15 protein-coding genes are annotated in these 18328 nt (G+C 72.6%); 6 read left to right on the top strand and 9 right to left on the bottom strand.

The window, feature by feature from the left end:
- Window positions 1-58: 58 nt before the first annotated feature.
- From AWQ71_RS14190 to aceB, 9 genes are all read right to left on the bottom strand, one after another.
- Window positions 59-1108, bottom strand: a complete 1050-nt coding sequence (locus tag AWQ71_RS14190) for a CU044_5270 family protein (protein WP_084258875.1) — start codon at window positions 1106-1108, stop codon at window positions 59-61.
- Window positions 1105-1734, bottom strand: a complete 630-nt coding sequence (locus tag AWQ71_RS14185) for an RNA polymerase sigma factor (protein WP_245658279.1) — start codon at window positions 1732-1734, stop codon at window positions 1105-1107. Before AWQ71_RS14185 ends, AWQ71_RS14190 begins: the two co-directional genes overlap by 4 nt.
- 164 nt (window positions 1735-1898) lie before the next feature.
- Window positions 1899-2570 (bottom strand): hypothetical protein, encoded by a 672-nt coding sequence (locus AWQ71_RS14180; RefSeq protein WP_067132650.1) that lies wholly within the window; start codon window positions 2568-2570, stop codon window positions 1899-1901.
- A 96-nt stretch (window positions 2571-2666) separates the two neighbouring features.
- Complete coding sequence (locus AWQ71_RS14175) at window positions 2667-2882, bottom strand: DUF2277 domain-containing protein (protein ID WP_067132648.1); 216 nt, start codon at window positions 2880-2882, stop codon at window positions 2667-2669.
- Window positions 2883-2939: 57 nt separating this feature from the next.
- Window positions 2940-3674 carry an IclR family transcriptional regulator gene (locus AWQ71_RS14170; RefSeq protein WP_245658278.1) on the bottom strand — a complete coding sequence of 245 codons (735 nt, stop codon included), beginning with the start codon at window positions 3672-3674 and terminating at the stop codon, window positions 2940-2942.
- Window positions 3675-3696: 22 nt separating this feature from the next.
- A complete protein-coding gene (locus AWQ71_RS14165) occupies window positions 3697-4938 on the bottom strand; it encodes a (Fe-S)-binding protein (RefSeq protein ID WP_067132643.1) in 1242 nt (413 codons plus the stop codon).
- A 2-nt stretch (window positions 4939-4940) separates the two neighbouring features.
- Window positions 4941-6218: an FAD-binding oxidoreductase gene (locus tag AWQ71_RS14160; RefSeq protein WP_067132640.1), complete on the bottom strand. Its 1278-nt coding sequence runs from the start codon at window positions 6216-6218 to the stop codon at window positions 4941-4943.
- Complete coding sequence (locus tag AWQ71_RS14155) at window positions 6218-7675, bottom strand: FAD-linked oxidase C-terminal domain-containing protein (protein WP_067132636.1); 1458 nt, start codon at window positions 7673-7675, stop codon at window positions 6218-6220. The genes AWQ71_RS14160 and AWQ71_RS14155 overlap by 1 nt, the downstream gene beginning before the upstream one ends.
- A 147-nt stretch (window positions 7676-7822) precedes the next feature.
- Window positions 7823-9409, bottom strand: a complete 1587-nt coding sequence (aceB, locus tag AWQ71_RS14150; RefSeq protein ID WP_067132633.1) for a malate synthase A — start codon at window positions 9407-9409, stop codon at window positions 7823-7825.
- A gap of 188 nt (window positions 9410-9597) precedes the next feature.
- Here aceB and AWQ71_RS14145 point away from each other — a divergent pair, with 188 nt between their 5' ends.
- The 6 genes from AWQ71_RS14145 (at window position 9598) to AWQ71_RS14120 (ending at window position 18197) form a co-directional block, all read left to right on the top strand.
- On the top strand, window positions 9598-10278 hold the full coding sequence (locus AWQ71_RS14145; protein WP_067132631.1) for a DUF4097 family beta strand repeat-containing protein: 681 nt from the start codon (window positions 9598-9600) through the stop codon (window positions 10276-10278).
- A gap of 184 nt (window positions 10279-10462) precedes the next feature.
- Window positions 10463-11866, top strand: a complete 1404-nt coding sequence (gene hflX, locus AWQ71_RS14140) for a GTPase HflX (RefSeq protein ID WP_245658277.1) — start codon at window positions 10463-10465, stop codon at window positions 11864-11866.
- A 600-nt stretch (window positions 11867-12466) separates the two neighbouring features.
- Window positions 12467-13675 carry an imidazolonepropionase gene (gene hutI / locus AWQ71_RS14135; RefSeq protein ID WP_067132626.1) on the top strand — a complete coding sequence of 403 codons (1209 nt, stop codon included), beginning with the start codon at window positions 12467-12469 and terminating at the stop codon, window positions 13673-13675.
- Window positions 13676-13758: 83 nt separating this feature from the next.
- Window positions 13759-14613 carry a DegV family protein gene (locus tag AWQ71_RS14130; RefSeq protein WP_067132623.1) on the top strand — a complete coding sequence of 285 codons (855 nt, stop codon included), beginning with the start codon at window positions 13759-13761 and terminating at the stop codon, window positions 14611-14613.
- Window positions 14614-15006: 393 nt separating this feature from the next.
- Window positions 15007-15726, top strand: a complete 720-nt coding sequence (locus AWQ71_RS14125) for a ComEA family DNA-binding protein (RefSeq protein WP_157570343.1) — start codon at window positions 15007-15009, stop codon at window positions 15724-15726.
- Window positions 15723-18197 (top strand): ComEC/Rec2 family competence protein, encoded by a 2475-nt coding sequence (locus AWQ71_RS14120; protein WP_084258874.1) that lies wholly within the window; start codon window positions 15723-15725, stop codon window positions 18195-18197. Before AWQ71_RS14125 ends, AWQ71_RS14120 begins: the two co-directional genes overlap by 4 nt.
- Window positions 18198-18328 lie beyond the last annotated feature (131 nt).

The following is an 18328-nucleotide window of genomic DNA, read 5'->3' as shown; positions in this document are numbered from 1 at the left end:
CCGCTCCTATGGCCGTGGGGAGCGGGCCCCGATCAGGCGCGCGGCGGAAAGCCGGAGATCAGCCGCAGCCCACGTGCGGGTCGTCGACCTCGGGCGCCGTGTCCTCGACCGAGACCGTCAGCTGGGCCGTGGAGGCGACCAGGCTGCCGAGCGGCGCCTTGGCCTCCTTCTCGTCCACCACGATGCCGCGCTCGCCCAGCAGCTCGTACGTCCCGGGGTGGAAGACGATGTCCTCGCGGACGCCGGCCGACTCGCGCCCGACGCCGATGCCCTTGCGCCCGGCCGCGTCCTCGGCGTCCTCGGTGACGGTGACGCCGGGGATCGTCGCCGCCGCCTTGAACAGCGCGGCCCGCTGCGCGGCGGGCATGTACGTCTCCCTGAGCAGGTCGCCGACGGCCGTCCAGGCCGCGGCGTCCGCCGGCCGGTCACCGTGCTCCCTGGAGTACAGGTAGGCGCGCATGCCCTCGGCGTCCTCCGGCAGCTTCTTCAGGCTGGTGTACGCGGTGTCGGAGACGCGGCCGCAGGTGGGCAACTTGTTCCAGTCGGTGCCCGGCTTCTCCTGGTTCGCCTCCTTGGGAAGCGGCCAGCCGGGGTAGGCGCGCGGCGCCAGATTCTCGATCTTGAGCGCGCCGTCCCTCGTGCCGTCCGCGGAGAGCCAGATCGCCCGCTTGGTCCGGTAGAGGTAGCGGTTCTCATCCTCCTGAGCGCCGCTTCGAGGATCCAGATCGACGTGGAAGGCACCGTACATCGTCTGAGATGTGACCTTGATGAACTGGTCGTCGCGCGGGTGCAGGTCGGTCACCGCGCGGGCGGCGCGGCCGAGCACCTCCTCCGCCGACATCTTCGCGATCCTCGGCAGGGTGACCGCGGCCGGCCCGCCGGCGCTCACCGAGCCCGTCCCGGCGTCCTTCGTGCCGGGGACGAGCGTGCCGACCGCGACGACGCTCGCCGCCGCGACCGCGAGCGCCCCGGCGAGCACGATGCCGTACGGCCGCCGCCGGCGTGCGGCCGGGCCGATCAGGGCGCGCCGGGCGGCGAGCTTGGCCTCCCGCGAGTACGGCGCGGCCTCCGGGCGGTCCTGCCTGACCATCTCGATTTCGTCGTTCATGCGATTGGCTCCTCGGGAAGGTGAAGGTGGCGGCGGAGCTTCGCCCTGATCCGGTGCAACCGGGAGCGGACCGTGCCGACAGGGATCGTGAGGGCCTCGGCGGTCTCCTCGTAGGTGAGATCGGCCCAGGCGATGAGCAGGAGCAGGTCCCGCTCGGCCGCGGACAGCCGCGCCAGGGCGGCGGCGAGCGCGGGCCGCATTGCGGCGGCGCTCGCGCGTTCGGCGCTGCGCTCCTCCTCGTGGAGCGCCGCCCCGGGCCCGTCCGCGCCGCCCGCGGCCTTGGCCAGCGACCTGAGCCGGCGCGTCTCCGAGCGGCGATGCCCGGAGATCAGCTTGCCCGCGATGCCGTACAACCAGGGCCGGGCGTCCGGCCGGGTCAGGTCGTACTTGTGCCGCTTGCGGAAGGCGACGAGGAAGGTCTCCGCGGTCACGTCGTCGGCCTGGCCGAGTTCGGGGCCGAGACGGCGGGAGACGTAGGCGTGGATCTCGTCCGCGTACCGGTCGAAGACGCCGGAGAACTCCTCCGGCGTCTCCAGGGAGGCACGGATCAGCCCGGCGTCCGTCGAACCGTCCGGCTCGGCCGGGTCGCCGGCCGGCAGGCCCAGGCGCGGAGCCGTCGAACTCACCACCCGCTCCGCCTCTCCGCCAAGGAGGGCGCGAAGGGTGGACCTCCGGTTTCTAGCAACATGAGGAGGATGGGTCCTTCCAGGGATAGGCGGGCGCCGACGCGCCCTTCACCTCCTCCTCCGCCGCTCGCGCGGATCGAGTTCCATCCCGTCCTCCTCGTGGATCAGCCGGTCTCGTGAATCAGGAACCCGTTGTGGTCCCTGGCGGTGCCTCCGCCCCGGGCGGCGATGGTCAGGGCGACCCGGCGGGCCGTCTCGGCGAGGCCCGGACCGCGCACGCCGTCGTCCACGCAGACGGAGTAGCCGGTCTCGTCCTCGTCCTCCTCTACGACGATCTCGACCGGGCTCGCGCCGCAGCTCAGCACGGTGATCCCCCCGGCCACGGCGCGGGCGGTCAGGCCGGGCAGCTCTCCGGCGAGCGCCGCGACCAGCTCGGCGACGGGGACCGGCCGTCCGCCGGTGACCTCGGCCAGGTCCGCCGGGGGTTCCGGCCCGCGCGGATGCACCGTGCCGTTCAGCCGCTCGGCCAGGCCGGCCGCCAGGGCCATGGGCCGGTCGTACTCGCCGCCCTCCTCGTCGTCGATGTTGCCCGCGACGTAGGCGGTCTGCCATCCGGCCGGGATCCCCGCCCTCGCCGCCAGCCCCGGAGGCAACGCGATCGGGCCGCGCAGCCGCACGTTGCCGCCCACCCGCAGGCCGTCGCCGTACGGCCGGGCGTCCGGAGCGTGCAATCGTACGGCCTCCAGCACGGCCGCCGGGTCGGGCACGTACGGCAGGAGCAGCGTCGGCCCCTTGCGCAGCCGCCGGGCCAGGAAGAAGTCAGAGAAGAGTCCCATGACGCCAGTGTCGGGAGCGTGACTTGGGCCTCGCTTGTACGCCACCTGCTGACCCTCCCGGCCGCCCGCCGGGTCGTGACCGTGCGATCGCCGGGCCTACGCCCGCGCCCCGCGGACCTCGATCGAGGCGAGCAGGTCGGCGCTGGCCCGCATGATCTCCTCGACGGCCCGCTCGAACGCGGCGGTGTTGTGCGCGGCCGGGGCCCGGAACCCCGAGATCTTCCTGACGTACTGCAGCGCGGCGGCCCGGATGTCGTCGTCGGTCACGTCGTCCGTGAAGGGCGGGCGCAGGGTCTTGATGCTTCGGCACATGCGCCCCATCCTCCTCGTTCTCGTGCCGCCCGGCACCCTGGAGCTTCCCGTGAGCCCTCAGCCGCCGAAGACGGAGGCACCGAAGTCGTCCGCCACCGCGCGCAGGGAGGCGGCCAGCTCCTCGCGGTCGTGCGCGTCGATCCGCTCGGCCGGCCCGGACACCGACATCGCCGCCAGCACCCGGCCGCCGCTGTACACCGGCACCGCCAGGCAGTGGACGCCGCTCTCCTCCTCGCCCAAGTCCAGCGCGTACCCGCGCTCGCGGACCCGGCCGATCTCGGCGAGCAGCTCGTCCGTCTCGACGATCGTCCGGTCGGTGCGGCGCGGCAGCCCGGTACGCACGAGGACGGCCGCGGCGTCCGGCCGGTCGGCCAGCAGCACCTTGCCCACCGCCGTGCTGTGCGGAAGCACCCGCCGCCCGACCTCGGCGAACATCCGCAACCGGCGCGGTGACGGCACCTGCGCCACGTAGACCACGAAGTCGCCCTCCAGCACCGCCATGTTGGCGGTCTCGCCGGACAGCTCGACCATCTTCGCGAGGTACGGCTCGGCCCACGCGGCGACCATCCGCTCCGCCGCGCCGCCGATCCGCAGCAGCGCGCCGCCGAGGGCGTACCTGCGGTCGGTCTCCTGCCGGACGTAGCCGCGCGCGAGCAGCGTCTGCAGCAGCCGGTGGATCGTGCCGTACGGCAGGCCGGTCCGGGCGGCGATCTCCGACAGCCCGGCCGCGCCGCCCTGGCCGGCCAGGGCCTCCAGCACGTCGAGCGCCCGCTCGACGCTCTGCACGCTCACGGACGCACCGTCCTCATCCCGTTCATCGGCCGCCCAGCGCCCGGGCGCCGAGCCCGCGCAGGCTGGCATCGAGCACCTCTGCGGTGTGCGCCACCCTCATCCCGCCCTCTCCCGACCTGCGCATCGCGGCCGCGATCTGCATGGAACAGCCGGGGTTCGCGGAGACCAGCACGTCGGCGCGGGTCGCCAGAACGTGCCGGGCCTTGCGGTCGCCCAGATCTCGGGCGGGCCCCGGCTGGAAAAGGTTATATGTCCCCGCCGACCCGCAGCAGACGGCCGACTCCGCGATCTCCCGCAGTTCCAGGCCGGGGATCGCGCGCAGCAGTTCACGGGGCTGGGAACGCACCCCTTGGGCGTGCGCCAGATGGCACGCGTCGTGGTAGGCCACGATGACCGGCAGGGGATGGCGGGGCGCCACCGGTCCCAGCTCGACCAGGTATTCGGCGAGGTCGCGCACCCGCAGCGCCGCGGCCCGCTCCGCCCAGCCTCCGGGCTCGTCCTTGAGCACCTCGGCGTACTCCTTCATGCTCGACCCGCAGCCGGCCACGTTCACGACGACGGCCTCCACGCCGGCCCGCTCGAACGTCTCGATCGTGCGCGTGGCGAACCGGCGGGCGTCCCGGCCCGAGTGCAGCGACAGCGCGCCGCAGCATCCCTGTCGCGGAGGGATCACCACGTCGCAGCCCTCCAGTGCGAGCACACGCGCCGTCGCCGCGTTGACCTGGGGGAAGAACTGGCTCTGCACGCATCCGACGAGCATGCCCACGGTCGCCCGGCGCCGCCCGACGGCGTGGACGCGCGGCGGCAGCCGTACCGGCCGGGCGGGCGGCGGGACGAGCTCGGCCATGGCGCCCAGGGAGGGATGCACCCGTTCCAGGAACGGCCGCAGCCGCGTGGCCAGCCGCATCGGCAGGCGCAGCGCGCGCAGCCGCCGCCGGTACGGGAACAGCGTGAAGACCAACTCCCTGATCGCCCGCTCCCCGGGGGCGCGCACGTGCTCCCGCTCCACCACGGCCCGGGTCTGCTCGATGAGCCGGTCGTACCGCACGCCGGACGGGCAGGCGGTCACGCAGGCCATGCAGCCGAGGCAGGCGTCGAAGTGGCCCGCCATCTCCGGGGTGACCGGAGTGCCCTCGACGTGCTGCGCCATGAGGTGGATCCGGCCGCGCGGCGAGTCCATCTCCTCGCCCCACAGCACGTACGTCGGGCAGGTGGGCAGGCAGAACCCGCAGTGCACGCAGTCTTTGATCAGCTCGGGGTCCATGGTCAGATCCCTCCCACGAACCGGCCGGGGGACATCCGGCGATCGGGGTCGAAACGGTCCTTGATCCGGCGCATGAGCGCGAGGCCGCCCACGTGCCCCCACGTGTCCACGCGCCGCGCGACGGGTTCGGGCGCGGAGAGCACGACGACCCGGCCCGCGTCCGCCAGCTCGGCGCGGAGCGCGGAGACGAGGGCCGCCGCGGCGGCCGGATCGGTCTCCGCGGGGAGCGCCACGCGGAGCACCGCCGACGCCAGGGAGCCCCGTACGGCCGCGTCTGTCCTGGCCAGGGCGCCCGCGAAGAGGCCGGGCAGCCGTGACGGCACGGTCCTGATCTCCACCAGGACACCCCCCTCGCCGGGGCGCCCGCCGGGCTCCGAAGACGGTCCGGGGCCGGGATGTCCCGGTTCCGGGAGCCGTCCCCACCATCGCGGCGGTTCGTCCGCGACCCGTGCCTTCTCGCCCAGCAGGTCCCGTACGGCCTGGGCGCGTTCGGCGGCGGCCGCGCCCTCGACGAGCACCGCGACGGCGCAGGGACCGTCCGGGGCGGGCCGGTCCAGCTCGACCGCGCTCGGCTCGGCCTGGGACGCGGTGACGGCCGGGACGACGGCGAGGACCTCATCCGGCGCCGCGCCCGGCCATACGACCCACGCGCGGGCCGTCGGCAGCGGATGCAGCCGGAACGTCGCGTCCGCGATCACCCCGAGCGTGCCGTACGAGCCGGTGAACAGCTTGCCCAGGTCGTAGCCCGCGACGTTCTTGACGACCTTGCCGCCCGCCTTGGCGATCGTGCCGTCCGCGAGGACGACGGTGATCCCGATGAGCAGGTCGCGCGCGGTGCCGTACCGGAGGGCGCGCGGGCCCGCGAGTCCGGCGGCGAGCAGGCCGCCGACGGTGCCGCCCTCCAGCGGAGGGTCGAGGGCCAGCTCCTGCCTCTTCGCGGCGAGCGCCTCGGCCAGCGTCTCCACCGGCACCCCGGCCTGGACGCGGACCACCAGGTCGCCCGCCTCGTGCTCCAGGATCTCGTTGAGGCGGCAGGTGTCGATCAGCATGTCGCACCGCTCGGGCGGGCGGCCCCAGTGCAGCGTGGTCCCGGCGCCGGCCACCACGACGGCGAGGTCGTGCGCGGCGCTCACCCGCATCACGGCGGCGATCTCCCGGGTGGTCTCCGGAAAGGCCACCCAGCGCGGCGTCACCCCGGCGACCGCGTCGTCCGGGCCCGCGGGCCGGATCGTCACGCCCGCCGCGGCGAGCGCGGCTCCGGGGCCGGTCGCGCCGTTCATCAGAACTGCTCCGCCCGGCCGGACTCGACGAGGGGATGGACTCCCTTGCGGACGCCCGGCACCTCGCCGCACAACCGAGGGGTGGGGAAGACCTTCCCGGGGTTGGACAGACTGCGGGGATCGAAGGCGCAGCGGACGAGCTGCATCGTGTCCAGGTCCTCCTCCGTGAACATTTTCGGCATATATCGGGACTTGTCGACGCCGACGCCGTGCTCGCCGGTGATCGATCCGCCGTGCTCGATGCACAGGTCGAGGATCCGCCCGCTGACCGTGGCGGCGCGCTCACCCTCACCCGGGGCCGCGTCGTCGAACAGGACCAGCGGGTGCAGGTTCCCGTCGCCCGCGTGGAAGACGTTGGCCACGCGGATGCCGTACTCCTCCTGGAGCCGGTCGATCCCGGCCAGCACCTCGGGGAGCGCCGTGCGCGGGACCACGCCGTCCTGCACGATGTACGCCGGGCTGATCCGGCCGACGGCCGCGAACGCCGACTTGCGTCCCTTCCAGATGGCGGCCCGCTCCTCGGTTGAGGCCGCGACCCTGATCTCGAACGCGCCGGTCTCCCGGCAGATCCGCTCCACCGCGGTGAACTGGTGCTCCACCTCGGCCCGGGGGCCGTCCAGCTCCACGATGAGAACCGCCCCCGCTCCCTCGGGGTACGCGCACCCGACCGCGGCCTCGGCCGCCTCGACGGCCAGCGCGTCCATCATCTCGATGGCCGCCGGGACGATGCCCGCCGCGATGATCGCCGACACCGCCGCACCGCCCCCCTCGATGCTCCCGAACGCCGCGAGCAGGGTGGTGACCGCCTCCGGCGCCCGCGAGAGCCGTACGGTGATCTTGGTGGCGATGCCGAGCGTGCCCTCGGAACCGACGAAGGCGCCGAGCAGGTCATAGCCCGGGTCCAGCGCCGACAGCTCGACGATCTCGCCGTCGGGGGTGACGATCTCCAGGCCGAGGATGTGGTTGACGGTGAACCCGTATTTCAGGCAGTGCGCCCCACCGGCGTTCTCCGCGACGTTGCCGCCGATCGAGCAGACCTGCTGGCTGGACGGGTCGGGCGCGTAGTAGTAGCCCTGCTCGCGCACCGCTTCGGTGATCGCCAGGTTGGTCACCCCCGGCTCGACCACCGCCCGCCGGTTCGGCATGTCGATCTCCAGGATGCGCCGCATCCGCGACGTGACGATCAGCACGCCGTCGGTCCGGGGGAGCGCGCCGCCGGACAGCCCGGTCCCCGAGCCGCGCGCCACGAACGGCACGTCGTACTCGCCGCACAGCCGGACCACGGCGGCGACCTGCTCGGCGGTCTCCGGGAGGACGACGATCCCCGGCATCGCCCGGTGGAGGGTGAGCCCGTCGCATTCGTACGTCCGCAGGCGTACGGGATCGGTGATCACCGCGCCTGCCGGCAGCAGCTCCGCGAACCGGACGGCCAGCCGGTCCAGGACCGCATCGGACATCGGATCTCCTTCGGCGTCGAGACGCCCGCCCTTTCACCACGATCTGGGATGAAACGTCCAACGCTTCAGTCCATCACCGCGCCGCGGATATCGCCAGGGGAGAGCCCGCCCGGCCGGGAGCGGCCGGGCGGGCCGCGGAGCTCCTCGTCATGGGAGCCGCGCGTACGCGGGCAGGGTGAGGAACTCGGCGAAGTCGTCGTCGAGCGCGACCTCCTTGAACAGGGCGGTCGCCTCGGCGAACAGCTTCTCGTCGTAGCCGGGCTCGGCGGCGAGCTTGTCCAGCTCCTCGCCGATGATCTGCTCGACGTGCTCACGCGTCACGACCGCGCCGGTGTCGGCGAGCTCGATGTCGTTGTGGATCCACTGCCAGATCTGCGAGCGGGAGATCTCGGCGGTCGCCGCGTCCTCCATCAGGTTGTGGATCGCGACCGCGCCGAGCCCGCCCATCCAGGCCGCGAGGTAGCGCAGGGCGACGTCCACGTTGTTGCGCAGGCCCGCCTCGGTGATCTCGCCCGGCGTCTTGGAGACCGAGAGCAGGTCCTCGGCGGTGACCCGCACGTCCTCGCGCAGCCGGTCGAGCTGGTTGGGGCGGTCGCCGAGCACGCCGTCGAAGACCTCCCGGCAGATCGGCACCAGGTCGGGGTGGGCGACCCAGGAGCCGTCGAAGCCGTCGCCGGACTCGCGGGTCTTGTCGGCGCGCACCTTCTCCAGCGCCACCTTGTTGACTTCGGGGTCGCGGCGCGACGGGATGAACGCCGCCATGCCGCCGATCGCGTGCGCGCCCCGCTTGTGGCAGGTGCGGACCAGCAGCTCGGTGTACGCGCGCATGAACGGCGCGGTCATCGTGACCGCGTTGCGCTCGGGGAGCAGGAACTCCCGGCCCCGGGTGCGGAACTTCTTGATGACGCTGAACAGGTAGTCCCACCGGCCCGCGTTCAGGCCCGCCGAGTGCTCGCGCAGCTCGTAGAGGATCTCCTCCATCTCGAACGCCGCCGGGTAGGTCTCGATCAGCACGGTGGCCCGGATCGTGCCGCGCGGGATCCCGCGCAGCTCCTGCGCCCGGACGAACACGTCGTTCCAGAGCCGCGCCTCCAGGTGCGACTCCATCTTCGGCAGGTAGAAGTACGGCCCGCGGCCCTTGGCGATCTGCCGCTCCGCGCAGTGGAAGAGGTAGAGGCCGAAGTCGAGGAGCGACGCCGACAGCTCCTCCCCGTCCACCAGGATGTGCTTCTCGGTCAGGTGCCAGCCGCGCGGGCGGACCACGATCGTGGCCAGCTCCTCGTCCGGCCGCAGCGCGTACGTCTTGCCGCCGGTCTCGAAGTCGATCTCGCGGTCGAGGGCGGCCCGCAGGTTGAGCTGCCCGTTGACCGTGTTCTCCCAGGTGGGGGCGTTGGCGTCCTCGAAGTCGGCGAGCCACACCTTGGCCCCCGAGTTCAGCGCGTTGATCGTCATCTTGCGGTCGACCGGGCCGGTGATCTCGACCCGGCGGTCCTCCAGGCCGGGAGCAGGGGGCGCGACCCGCCACCACGACTCGCGGACGTTCCCGGTCTCGGGGAGGAAGCCGAGCGTCGCGCCGGCCGACAGCTCCGCCTGGCGGGCCTGCCGCGCGTCGAGCAGCTCGAGCCGGCGCGCGTTGAACTCCCGCTGGAGGGTGGCGACGAAGTCGAGGGCCTCGGTGGTGAGGATCTCGTCGAACCGGTCCAGGAGCGGACCTCTGATCTCAACGCCTTCCATCGCGCTTCCTTTCCCACGCGTTGCATTTCCACGCGTTCTGTTTCCACAATGCGGAAAATGAATTCTGGATTATGGAATTGAACGGTACTCTCCGGGTGAGAGCAAGGTCAATGTCGGGGGTCGTCTCAGGGGAGGGCAGGGGGCTTCCCCGATGAGCGCCATCCCCGGCCGCCAGCAAAATCAGGGGCATGAGAAGGAAGAACATTGCCGTCCTGGGGCTCGCGCTCGGCCTCGGCCTCACCATTGCCGCCTGTGACCTGCGGTTCGACGGCAACGCCGAACGCGACACGCTGACGTACGACGTCGGCGAGAAGGTCGCCGCGATGACCGTGCGGACCGGAGGCGGTGACGTGACGGTGAACGCGTCCGACAGATCCGACATCAAGGTCACCGAAACGCTGTGGTGGAGGGGCAACAAGCCTCGCGACGGGCACCGGGTGAGCGGCGACACGCTGACCCTCGAATACGACTGCAACAGGTGCGGGGTCGATTACCGCATCGAGGTGCCGCGCGCGATGAACGTGAAGATCGACACTGGCGCGGGCGACGTCACGCTCCGGGAGCTGAGCGGCCCGGTCGAGCTGCACTCCGGCACCGGCGAGGTCGACGCGACCGGGCTCGCGAGCCGGAAGGTCTCGGTCGAGACCGGCACGGGAGAGGTGAAGCTGAAGTACGTGGCAGCGCCCGAGGACGTCAGAGCGGAGGCCGGCACCGGCGAGATCACGCTCTGGCTTCCGGCGGAGACGTACAACGTGACGGCCGAGGCCGGGCTCGGTAATCGGGAGATCGAGGTCGACCACGACTCCTCCTCGCCCCGGAAGGTCGTCGTCACCAGCGGCGTGGGCGACGTCAAGGTGCTCAAGCTTTGACCGTCCGGCCGCGCGGAGGGGGACGCGGCCGGAGCACGAGCGGCTGCGGCACTGGTCAGAGGGAAGCTGGAGGCTCCTCGCTGACCTGGGCGGATAAGGGGATGCGTCGACGCCGGGCCGCGTGTCACCATCGTGGGGAAGACACCAGGGGTGTCGACGTGTTGGTCTAGTAGAGATGACGTATATGCGCAACGAGCCCGAAGATCTCGCCAACGGCGATTACGACCTCGAAGAGCGCCAGGCGCTCCGGCGCGTGGCGGGTCTGTCGACAGAGCTCGAAGACATTACCGAAGTCGAATACCGCCAGCTCAGGCTGGAGCGGGTCGTCCTGGTGGGCGTGTGGACCAGTGGCACGGTGATCGACGCGGAGAACTCGCTCCAGGAGCTCAAGCTCCTCGCCGAGACCGCCGGATCCGAGGTCCTGGAGGGCCTGATCCAGCGGCGCGACCGGCCCGACCCCGCGACGTACATCGGCTCCGGCAAGGCCGCCGAGCTGCGTGACATCGTGGCCGCGTCCGGCGCCGACACCGTGATCTGCGACGGCGAGCTGACCCCCGGCCAGCTCCGGCAACTCGAAGACGTGGTCAAGGTCAAGGTCATCGACCGGACCGCGCTCATCCTCGACATCTTCGCCCAGCACGCCAAGAGTCGTGAGGGCAAGGCCCAGGTCGAGCTGGCGCAGCTCCAGTACCTCCTGCCCCGCCTGCGAGGCTGGGGTGGCAACCTGTCCCGCCAGGTCGGCGGACGCGCCGCGGGCGGCGTCGGCATCGGCGGCCGCGGCCCCGGTGAGACCAAGATCGAGCTGGACCGGCGGCGCATCCGCGAGCGGATGTCCAAGCTGCGCCGGCAGATCAAGGAGATGTACACCGCCCGGGAGACCAAGCGGTCCCGGCGCAGCAGCCGTCAGGTGCCCGCCGTGGCGATCGCCGGCTACACCAACGCCGGCAAGTCGTCGCTGCTCAACCGGCTGACCGGCGCGGGCGTCCTGGTCGAGGACGCGCTGTTCGCGACCCTCGACCCGACCGTCCGCAAGGCGCGCACGCCCGACGGCCGGCTGTTCACGCTCGCGGACACGGTCGGTTTCGTCCGGCACCTGCCGCACCAGCTCGTCGAGGCGTTCCGCTCGACGCTGGAGGAGGTCGCCGACGCCGATCTGATCCTGCACGTCGTGGACGGATCGCATCCCGACCCCGAGTCCCAGCTCAGCGCGGTGCGCGAGGTCCTGGCCGAGATCGACGGCGCCCTCGACGTGCCCGAGGTCGTGGTCATCAACAAGGCCGACGCCGCCGACCCCGTCGTGCTCGCCCGGCTGACCATGAGGGAACGGCACAGCATCGTCGTCTCCGCCCGGACCGGCTCCGGCATCACCGAGCTCATGGAGCTGATCGAGCGCGAGCTGCCGCGGCTCGACCACGAGGTCCACATGCTGGTGCCGTACGAGCGGGGCGACCTGATCGCACGGGCGCACGAGGAGGGCGAGGTGCTCTCCGTGGAGCACACCGGTGACGGCACCGTGCTGCACGCCCGCGTCCCCGGCGACCTCTACGCCGAGCTGGATCGGGTGGCCAAGCCGGTCGAGACCGTCTGACCCGGCGCGGATTCCGCTTTCGACGCCGCTCCCGTTCGCGGGGGCGGCGTTCGTCCGTTTCGGCGCACGGGTCCGGGACATTCTGCGGGGCCGTACGTCACGTGCTGCACCTGAGTCACAAGCGTGACATTTCCTGACTTATTGGATATTTGGCTCGAAAGCAGTACTTAAGGGATTAGCGACGGAAATGCTGGCTCATTCCCGTTGACCTTGCTAGGCTTTCGCAAGCCCTTATGAGACATTCTGTGCGGGTAGTATGGCGGCGCCATCAAATGCTGTTACGCGTGAAGGCCGACATGATCACGGTCTCTGACCTGCGGAGACGACATCGTCGGTGACAGGGAAACACTCCGGCCGTCCCGACCTTGCCGCGGCGAAGCGGCGTTCTTCCCGATAACCCTGTACAGCAAGCCGACCTGTGAAATAACGTAACTGGACTGAAATCGCCTGGGTTCACGACCTCGGCGACAGGGTCATCGCACGAAGTGCGCGATGAGGCAGGAGACCCCCGATGACCTCCGGACACCGATCGGGCCCGGCGGGCGCTTCGCCCGCGATCGATGCCTGCTCGCTGTCCCTGGCCGCGAAGCAGGTGGTCGGATGACCGTTCGCCTCCTGACCAACATCGGCCGTCTCTGGACCGGCCACGACGTGTGCAGCAACGCGGCCATCCTGGTGCACGGTGACCGCATCGCCTGGGTCGGCCGCGCCGCGGACCTGCCGCAGAGCGTGCCCGGCGTCGTCGACGACATCGTCGACGTCGACCACGTCGAGAACCTCGGCGGCGCGCTCGTCACCCCCGGGCTGATCGACGCCCACACCCACCCCGTGTACGCCGGGAACCGGTACGCCGAGATGGCGATGCGCTCCGGCGGCTCCACCGCGTCCGCGATCTCGGCGGCCGGCGGCGGCATCCTCTCCACCATCACCGTCACCCGTGGCACCGACCCCTGGACGCTCTGCAACGGCGTCCGCGAGCGGCTGCGGGAGTGGCTGCTCAGCGGCACCACCACGGTCGAGGCCAAGACGGGCTACCACCTCACCCGCGACGGCGAGCTGGCCGACGTCCGACTGCTCCGCGAGCTCGAGAAAGAGCCGATGATGCCGCGGGTGCACGTCACGTTCCTGGCCGCCCACGTCGTCCCGCCGGAATACTTCGGCCGCCAGCGCGACTACGTCGAGGCGGCCGCCGCATGGTGCGCGGACGCGTCCGCCGCCGGGGCCGACAGCGTCGACGTCTACTGCGACGAGGGACACTTCGGCATCGACGAGGCCCGCTGGGTCCTCGCCTCCGGCCGCAACGTCGGTCTGCTGCCCCGCATCCACGCCGGCGCGCACAGCAGGCGGGGCGCCGTCCAGCTCGCGGCCGAGATGGGCTGCGCGTCGGCCGACATCCTGCACCACACCTCGGACGAGGACATCGCGCTGATGGCGCGGTACGGCGTGCCCGCCGTCGTGTGCCCCGGCACCGCCCTCCAGCACGGCAGGCTCCCGGCGGTGCGCCGGATGCTCGCCCAGGGCGTCACGGTCGCGCTCGGCAGCGACCACAACCCCGGCCACTGCGGCATCACGTCGATGTCCCTGGTGATCAGCCTGGCGGTGGCCGGGTTCGGGATGAGCGTGGGCGACGCGCTGCGCGCCGCGACGCTCGGCGGCGCGCAGGTGCTCGGCGCCCCCGACCGCGGTGTGCTCGCGCCCGGGCGGCTCGCCGACATCGTGCAGTGGGACGCGGACCACGAGGGCGCCTTCGCCTGGTCGTTCGGCCTCAAGCCGCGCCGGGTGTGGCGCGGTGGCACCCCCGTTCAGTGACGCCGCCGCTCCGACGCGACCGAGGGGTGAACCGGACCGCATTTTTCACAGGGGGAGAGATGACCTCCCGGTAGCCTCGTGCCATGCCGGTCGCCGTCGTCACGGACTCCACTGCCTACCTGGACGCGTCGGTGGTCGCGGCACTCGGCGTCACGGTCGTCCCGCTCCAGGTGGTCATCGACGGCCGAGAGCACGCCGACACGGCGGACCCCGCGGTTGTGGGAGTGGCGGAGGCGCTTCGCGAGCACGCGTCCGTCACCACCTCGCAGCCCGCGCCGCAGCACTTCGCCGCCGCCTACGCCGAGGCGGCGGCCGGGGGAGCCGAGGGTGTGGTCTCGGTCCATCTCTCCGGCTCCCTGTCCGGCACGGTGGAGGCCGCCCGGCTGGCCGCCAAGGAGTCTCCGGTCCCGGTCGAGGTCGTCGACAGCGGATCCGTCGGCATGGGCCTCGGATTCCCGGTCCTCTCCGCCGCCGAGGCCGCCCGTCTGGGCAGCCCGCTCACGGACGTGGCGGCCACGGCGAAGGCGTCCGCCGCCGCGACCCGCAGCATCTTCTACGTCGACACCCTGGAGTACCTCCGGCGGGGCGGGCGGATCGGCGCGGCCGCCGGCCTGCTGGGCTCCGCGCTCGCGATCAAGCCGTTGCTCGACCTCGCCGACGGCACGATCACCGTGCTGGAGAAGGTCAGGACGGCGAACCGCGCCATCGCCCGGCTGGTGGACCTCGCCGTCGAGGCGGCCGGTGCCGGCGAGGTACGCGTCGCCGTACAGCATCTGGGAGCGGCGGAGCGGGCCGGGGCGCTTGTGGACGCCCTCGCGTCCCGGCTCCCCAGGGCGTCCCGGCCGCTCCTGGTGGAAGTGGGAGCGGTGATCGGAGCCCACGTCGGCCCCGGCCTGCTCGCGGTGACGATCGCCCCGGCCCATCCACAGGCGGGCTGATTTCCACAGGCCGCGGCACGGGGCCCCGGCGGGGGCGTGACCGCGCCTAACGTCGCCTGCGTGCGAACCAGGGAGCAGCCGGACCACCACCTCGCCGCCGAAGCACGCCTCCGCCTCCTGCTCGAGCCCCGGCCGAGCCGCCCTGTTCCTTCTCCTCAGGGATCGTCGGCTTCCGGAACAGCGGGTGGGCTCGGGCGATCGGCCGATTCGGCCGCTGAGAGACGGTCCGTCGCAACGGCGCACGCGGACGAGGACCGGGAAGCCGAGGCCGAGGGGCCCCGGCTCGCGTTGAGTGACCGGTCGTCGCGGGCGGCCGACGCGGCGGGGGCGTCGCCGCCCGGCAGTGGCGGTGCGCCTCGACGGTCGGACAGCGAAGGGCCGGGCGCCGGCCTGATGGCGAGCATGCTGTCGAAGGGACGAGCGTTCGCCGGGGGAAGCCGGGTGATCAGGGAGACCGCCCCGCTGCTCGACCCCGGGCGTCCCGGTCTGCGGGTCCTGGTGGTGCTCGGGGTGCTCGCGGCGGCCGTGGCGGGGATCTACGCGTGGCGATCACAGCCGGTCGCCGACCCGCTGGTCCCGCCCGCTCCCGCGGGGGCGGCCGCCATCGGCGTCGGCTCCGCCGAAGGAGTGCCGGCTGCCGCGCCGTCCGGTGCCGTTCCGGGCGCCGTCGGGCTCGCCTCACCCCCGCCGACGCCGGGGGTGACGGTCCATGTCACGGGCAAGGTGCGAAAGGCTGGAGTGCTCACGCTCCCGCCGGGGTCCAGGGTCGTCGACGCCATCCAGGCGGCCGGGGGAGCCCGCCCGGGTGCGTCACCTGACGGGTTGAATCTCGCCCGCCGCCTCGTGGACGGCGAGCAGATCGTGGTGGGAGCCCCCGCCGCCGGGCAGGGCGCGGCAGCCGCGGTCGGCGGCGACGGCACGACGATGATCAGCCTCAGTTCGGCCACGTACGAGCAGTTGCAGGACCTACCCGGCGTGGGCGAGGTGCTGGCACAGCGGATCGTCGAATATCGCGAAGCCCACGGAGGATTTCAGAGCGTCGATCAGCTGCAGGACGTCTCAGGCATAGGACCGCAGAAGTTCGCCGACCTGAAAGGCAGGGTCACGCCGTGAGCGGTCCGGATCGCCGGCTCGGTTCGGGCACGGCCACCGAGCCGCCCGGCGAGATCTCTTCCGCGAAGGGCGGCACCCCGTGGGCGTCAGGCCACTCCCTGCGCCTGGTGTGCCCGGCGATCGTGTCGTGGCTGGTCGCGCTCGTGCTTCTCGGATGCTCCGCTACGGCGGGTGCCGTCGTGGCCGTCGGCTTCGCGTCCGCCGCGCTGCTGGTCTGGGCGCTGACCAGGAGCGGTCGTCGTCCCAGGGGCGGATCGACGGTTTCCGGTGCCGGGCGATCACGCGGCCCCGTGGCCGGTACGGCTCTCGCGGCGTTGGCCTGTAGTGCGGCGACCGCGGCGGTCGTGGCCGTCAAGGTGCACACGGTCAGCACCGGACCCGTGGCGGAGCTCGCGGCTCGGCACGCCACCGTCGTCGCCGAGGTCGAGATCGGCGACGACCCGCGGACGAGACCGCAGCGTGGCGGCCTGACACGCCGAGACAGTTTCGTGGTGGAAGCGCGGATGCTCTTCGTCCAGGTCGCGGAAGGCGACCGGGTTCGGGGCGATGTGCCGGTGGTCGTCCTCGCGTCGGGCGACGGATGGGGGACTCTGCTGCCGAGCCAGCGCGTCCGCGTGCGCGGCCGGTTGGGCACGGCCGACCGGGGAGATCTGACGGCTGCCGTGCTGGTGGTGCGGGGCCCGCCGGAGGTGCTGTCCGCTCCCTCCGCGGTGCAGCGGGCGGCCGGGGCACTGCGTGCGGGCTTGCGTGAGGCGAGTGACGTGCTTCCGCAGGGCCCGCGGGGACTGTTGCCCGGCCTGGTCGTCGGGGACGTCTCACGCCTGGACGAGGAGATCAAGGAGAACTTCGCGGCCGCCGGTCTCACCCACCTGACGGCGGTGTCCGGGGCCAACCTGGCATTCATCGCCGGTGCCGCCCTGGCGATCGCAAGACTCATGGGGCTTCCGCTCCCCGCGCGGGCGATCCTGGCGGCCCTCGCCATGGTGGGGTTCGCGATCGTCGCCCGGCCTTCGCCCAGCGTGGTCCGGGCGCTCGCCATGGGGATCGTGGCGGCGCTCGCCCTGGGCACGGGACGGTCCCGGGATGGCCTGGCCGCGCTCTCCGCCACGGTGCTCGGCCTGATCCTCTTCAATCCCGGGCTCGCCCGGCAGTACGGCTTCGCGCTGTCGGTCTTCGCCACCGGCGGCATCCTCGTGCTGGCTCCCCGATGGCGAAATCGGATGGCGGCGCGGATGCCCGGTTGGCTGGCCGAGGCGATAGCCGTACCGGCGGCGGCGCAGGTGGCCGTCACGCCGCTGTTGGTGCTCATGTCCGGGCAACTCGACGTGGTGGCGATCCCCGCGAACCTGTTGGCGGGCCCGGCCGTGGCGCCGGCGACCCTGCTCGGCTTCGGCGCGGCGATCGTCGCCCCCGTCAGCATGGCCGCCGCCCAACTGCTGGTCCGGCCTGCGGGGTTGGCCGCCGCGTGGATCATCGCCGTCGCGGAACGGGCGGCGGCGCTCCCGGCGGCGACGGTCGGCTGGCCGGGGGGTGTCCCGGGGCTCGCGCTCCTGGGCGTCGCGGCCACCCTGGGCTGGCTGATCCTGCGTCGCAGGTTCCGCCGGTACCTCGTCGCGGGGGTGCTGGCCGCCGCGCTCGTCGCCGTTCTGGTCGTCGGCCCGGCGACGTCGCCGTGGCCGCCTCCGGGATGGCTGCTCGTCGCGTGCGACGTAGGGCAGGGCGACGGCCTCGCCCTGTCCACCGGACCCGGCAGCGCTGTGGTGATCGACTCCGGTCCGAAGCCGGGGTCGGCGAACCGATGCCTACGTGATCTGGGAGTCACGCGGGTGCCGCTTCTGTTCCTCAGCCATGCTCACCTCGATCATGTCGGCGGGCTGACCGGAGTGCTCCGTGGACGAAGTGTGGGCGCCGTCGTCGTCAGTCCGGGACGGCTACCCGAGGGCGAGAGCGCGCGCGTTTCCGCGGAACTGCGCGCGCGGCGCATTCCGGAGTGGGTGGTGCCGCCGGGTGGCCGGTGGAGGTTCGGCGCCGCCGAGCTCACCGTGCTCGCCCCCGAGCCCGAGGCGCCCCAGGAAGGGTCCGGAGAGGGGGCCATCGCGAACAACGCCAGCGTCGTCCTGCTCGTACGGTGGTACGACGCGAGAGGCTCGCCGATCGGGTCGGCGCTGCTCGCGGGCGACGTGGAGACCGAGGCGCAGGCCAGGCTGCTGCGCCACGGCGTCCCGCCGGTCGATGTGCTGAAGGTGCCGCACCACGGTTCGCTTCGCCAGGACCCCGATTTCCTGGCCGCGACGAGGGCGGGTGCGGCGCTGGTCAGCGTCGGCGCCGGCAACGACTACGGGCATCCCGCCCCGTTGACCATGGCCCGCCTACACCTGCTGGGGATGCGTACCTATCGGACCGATCTGTCCGGCGACGTCGCCGTCGTCGAACGTGCCGGCCGCCTCGCGGTCGTTCCCCGCGGCCGATGAGGGACCTGGACCCGGCGTCCGTCGGCCGTGGTCGCGTGGCAGACGAAGGACCCGGGCCGGGCGTGGCTCGCCCCGCCCTCGCTGTTCACGGCTGCGGGGCCCACGGCGGTGCCGCCGGTCTGGAGCACGTC

Origin of the sequence: Microtetraspora malaysiensis, assembly GCF_001528665.1 — a bacterium.
GTDB lineage: Bacteria > Actinomycetota > Actinomycetes > Streptosporangiales > Streptosporangiaceae > Microtetraspora_A > Microtetraspora_A malaysiensis.
The sequence above is the reverse complement of the archived record's forward strand: the minus strand, read 5'-3'. Positions and strand labels throughout refer to the sequence as shown.

Coding starts and splice junctions, on each gene's coding strand:
- AWQ71_RS14175 (WP_067132648.1), bottom strand. CDS start 2,882: ATGTGCCGAAGCATCAAGACCCTGCGCCCGCCCTTCACGGACGACGTG.
- AWQ71_RS14145 (WP_067132631.1), top strand. CDS start 9,598: ATGAGAAGGAAGAACATTGCCGTCCTGGGGCTCGCGCTCGGCCTCGGC.
- AWQ71_RS14190 (WP_084258875.1), bottom strand. CDS start 1,108: ATGAACGACGAAATCGAGATGGTCAGGCAGGACCGCCCGGAGGCCGCG.
- hutI (WP_067132626.1), top strand. CDS start 12,467: ATGACCGTTCGCCTCCTGACCAACATCGGCCGTCTCTGGACCGGCCAC.
- AWQ71_RS14180 (WP_067132650.1), bottom strand. CDS start 2,570: ATGGGACTCTTCTCTGACTTCTTCCTGGCCCGGCGGCTGCGCAAGGGG.
- AWQ71_RS14160 (WP_067132640.1), bottom strand. CDS start 6,218: ATGAACGGCGCGACCGGCCCCGGAGCCGCGCTCGCCGCGGCGGGCGTG.
- AWQ71_RS14155 (WP_067132636.1), bottom strand. CDS start 7,675: ATGTCCGATGCGGTCCTGGACCGGCTGGCCGTCCGGTTCGCGGAGCTG.
- aceB (WP_067132633.1), bottom strand. CDS start 9,409: ATGGAAGGCGTTGAGATCAGAGGTCCGCTCCTGGACCGGTTCGACGAG.
- AWQ71_RS14165 (WP_067132643.1), bottom strand. CDS start 4,938: ATGGACCCCGAGCTGATCAAAGACTGCGTGCACTGCGGGTTCTGCCTG.
- AWQ71_RS14125 (WP_157570343.1), top strand. CDS start 15,007: ATGGCGAGCATGCTGTCGAAGGGACGAGCGTTCGCCGGGGGAAGCCGG.
- AWQ71_RS14130 (WP_067132623.1), top strand. CDS start 13,759: ATGCCGGTCGCCGTCGTCACGGACTCCACTGCCTACCTGGACGCGTCG.
- hflX (WP_245658277.1), top strand. CDS start 10,463: ATGCGCAACGAGCCCGAAGATCTCGCCAACGGCGATTACGACCTCGAA.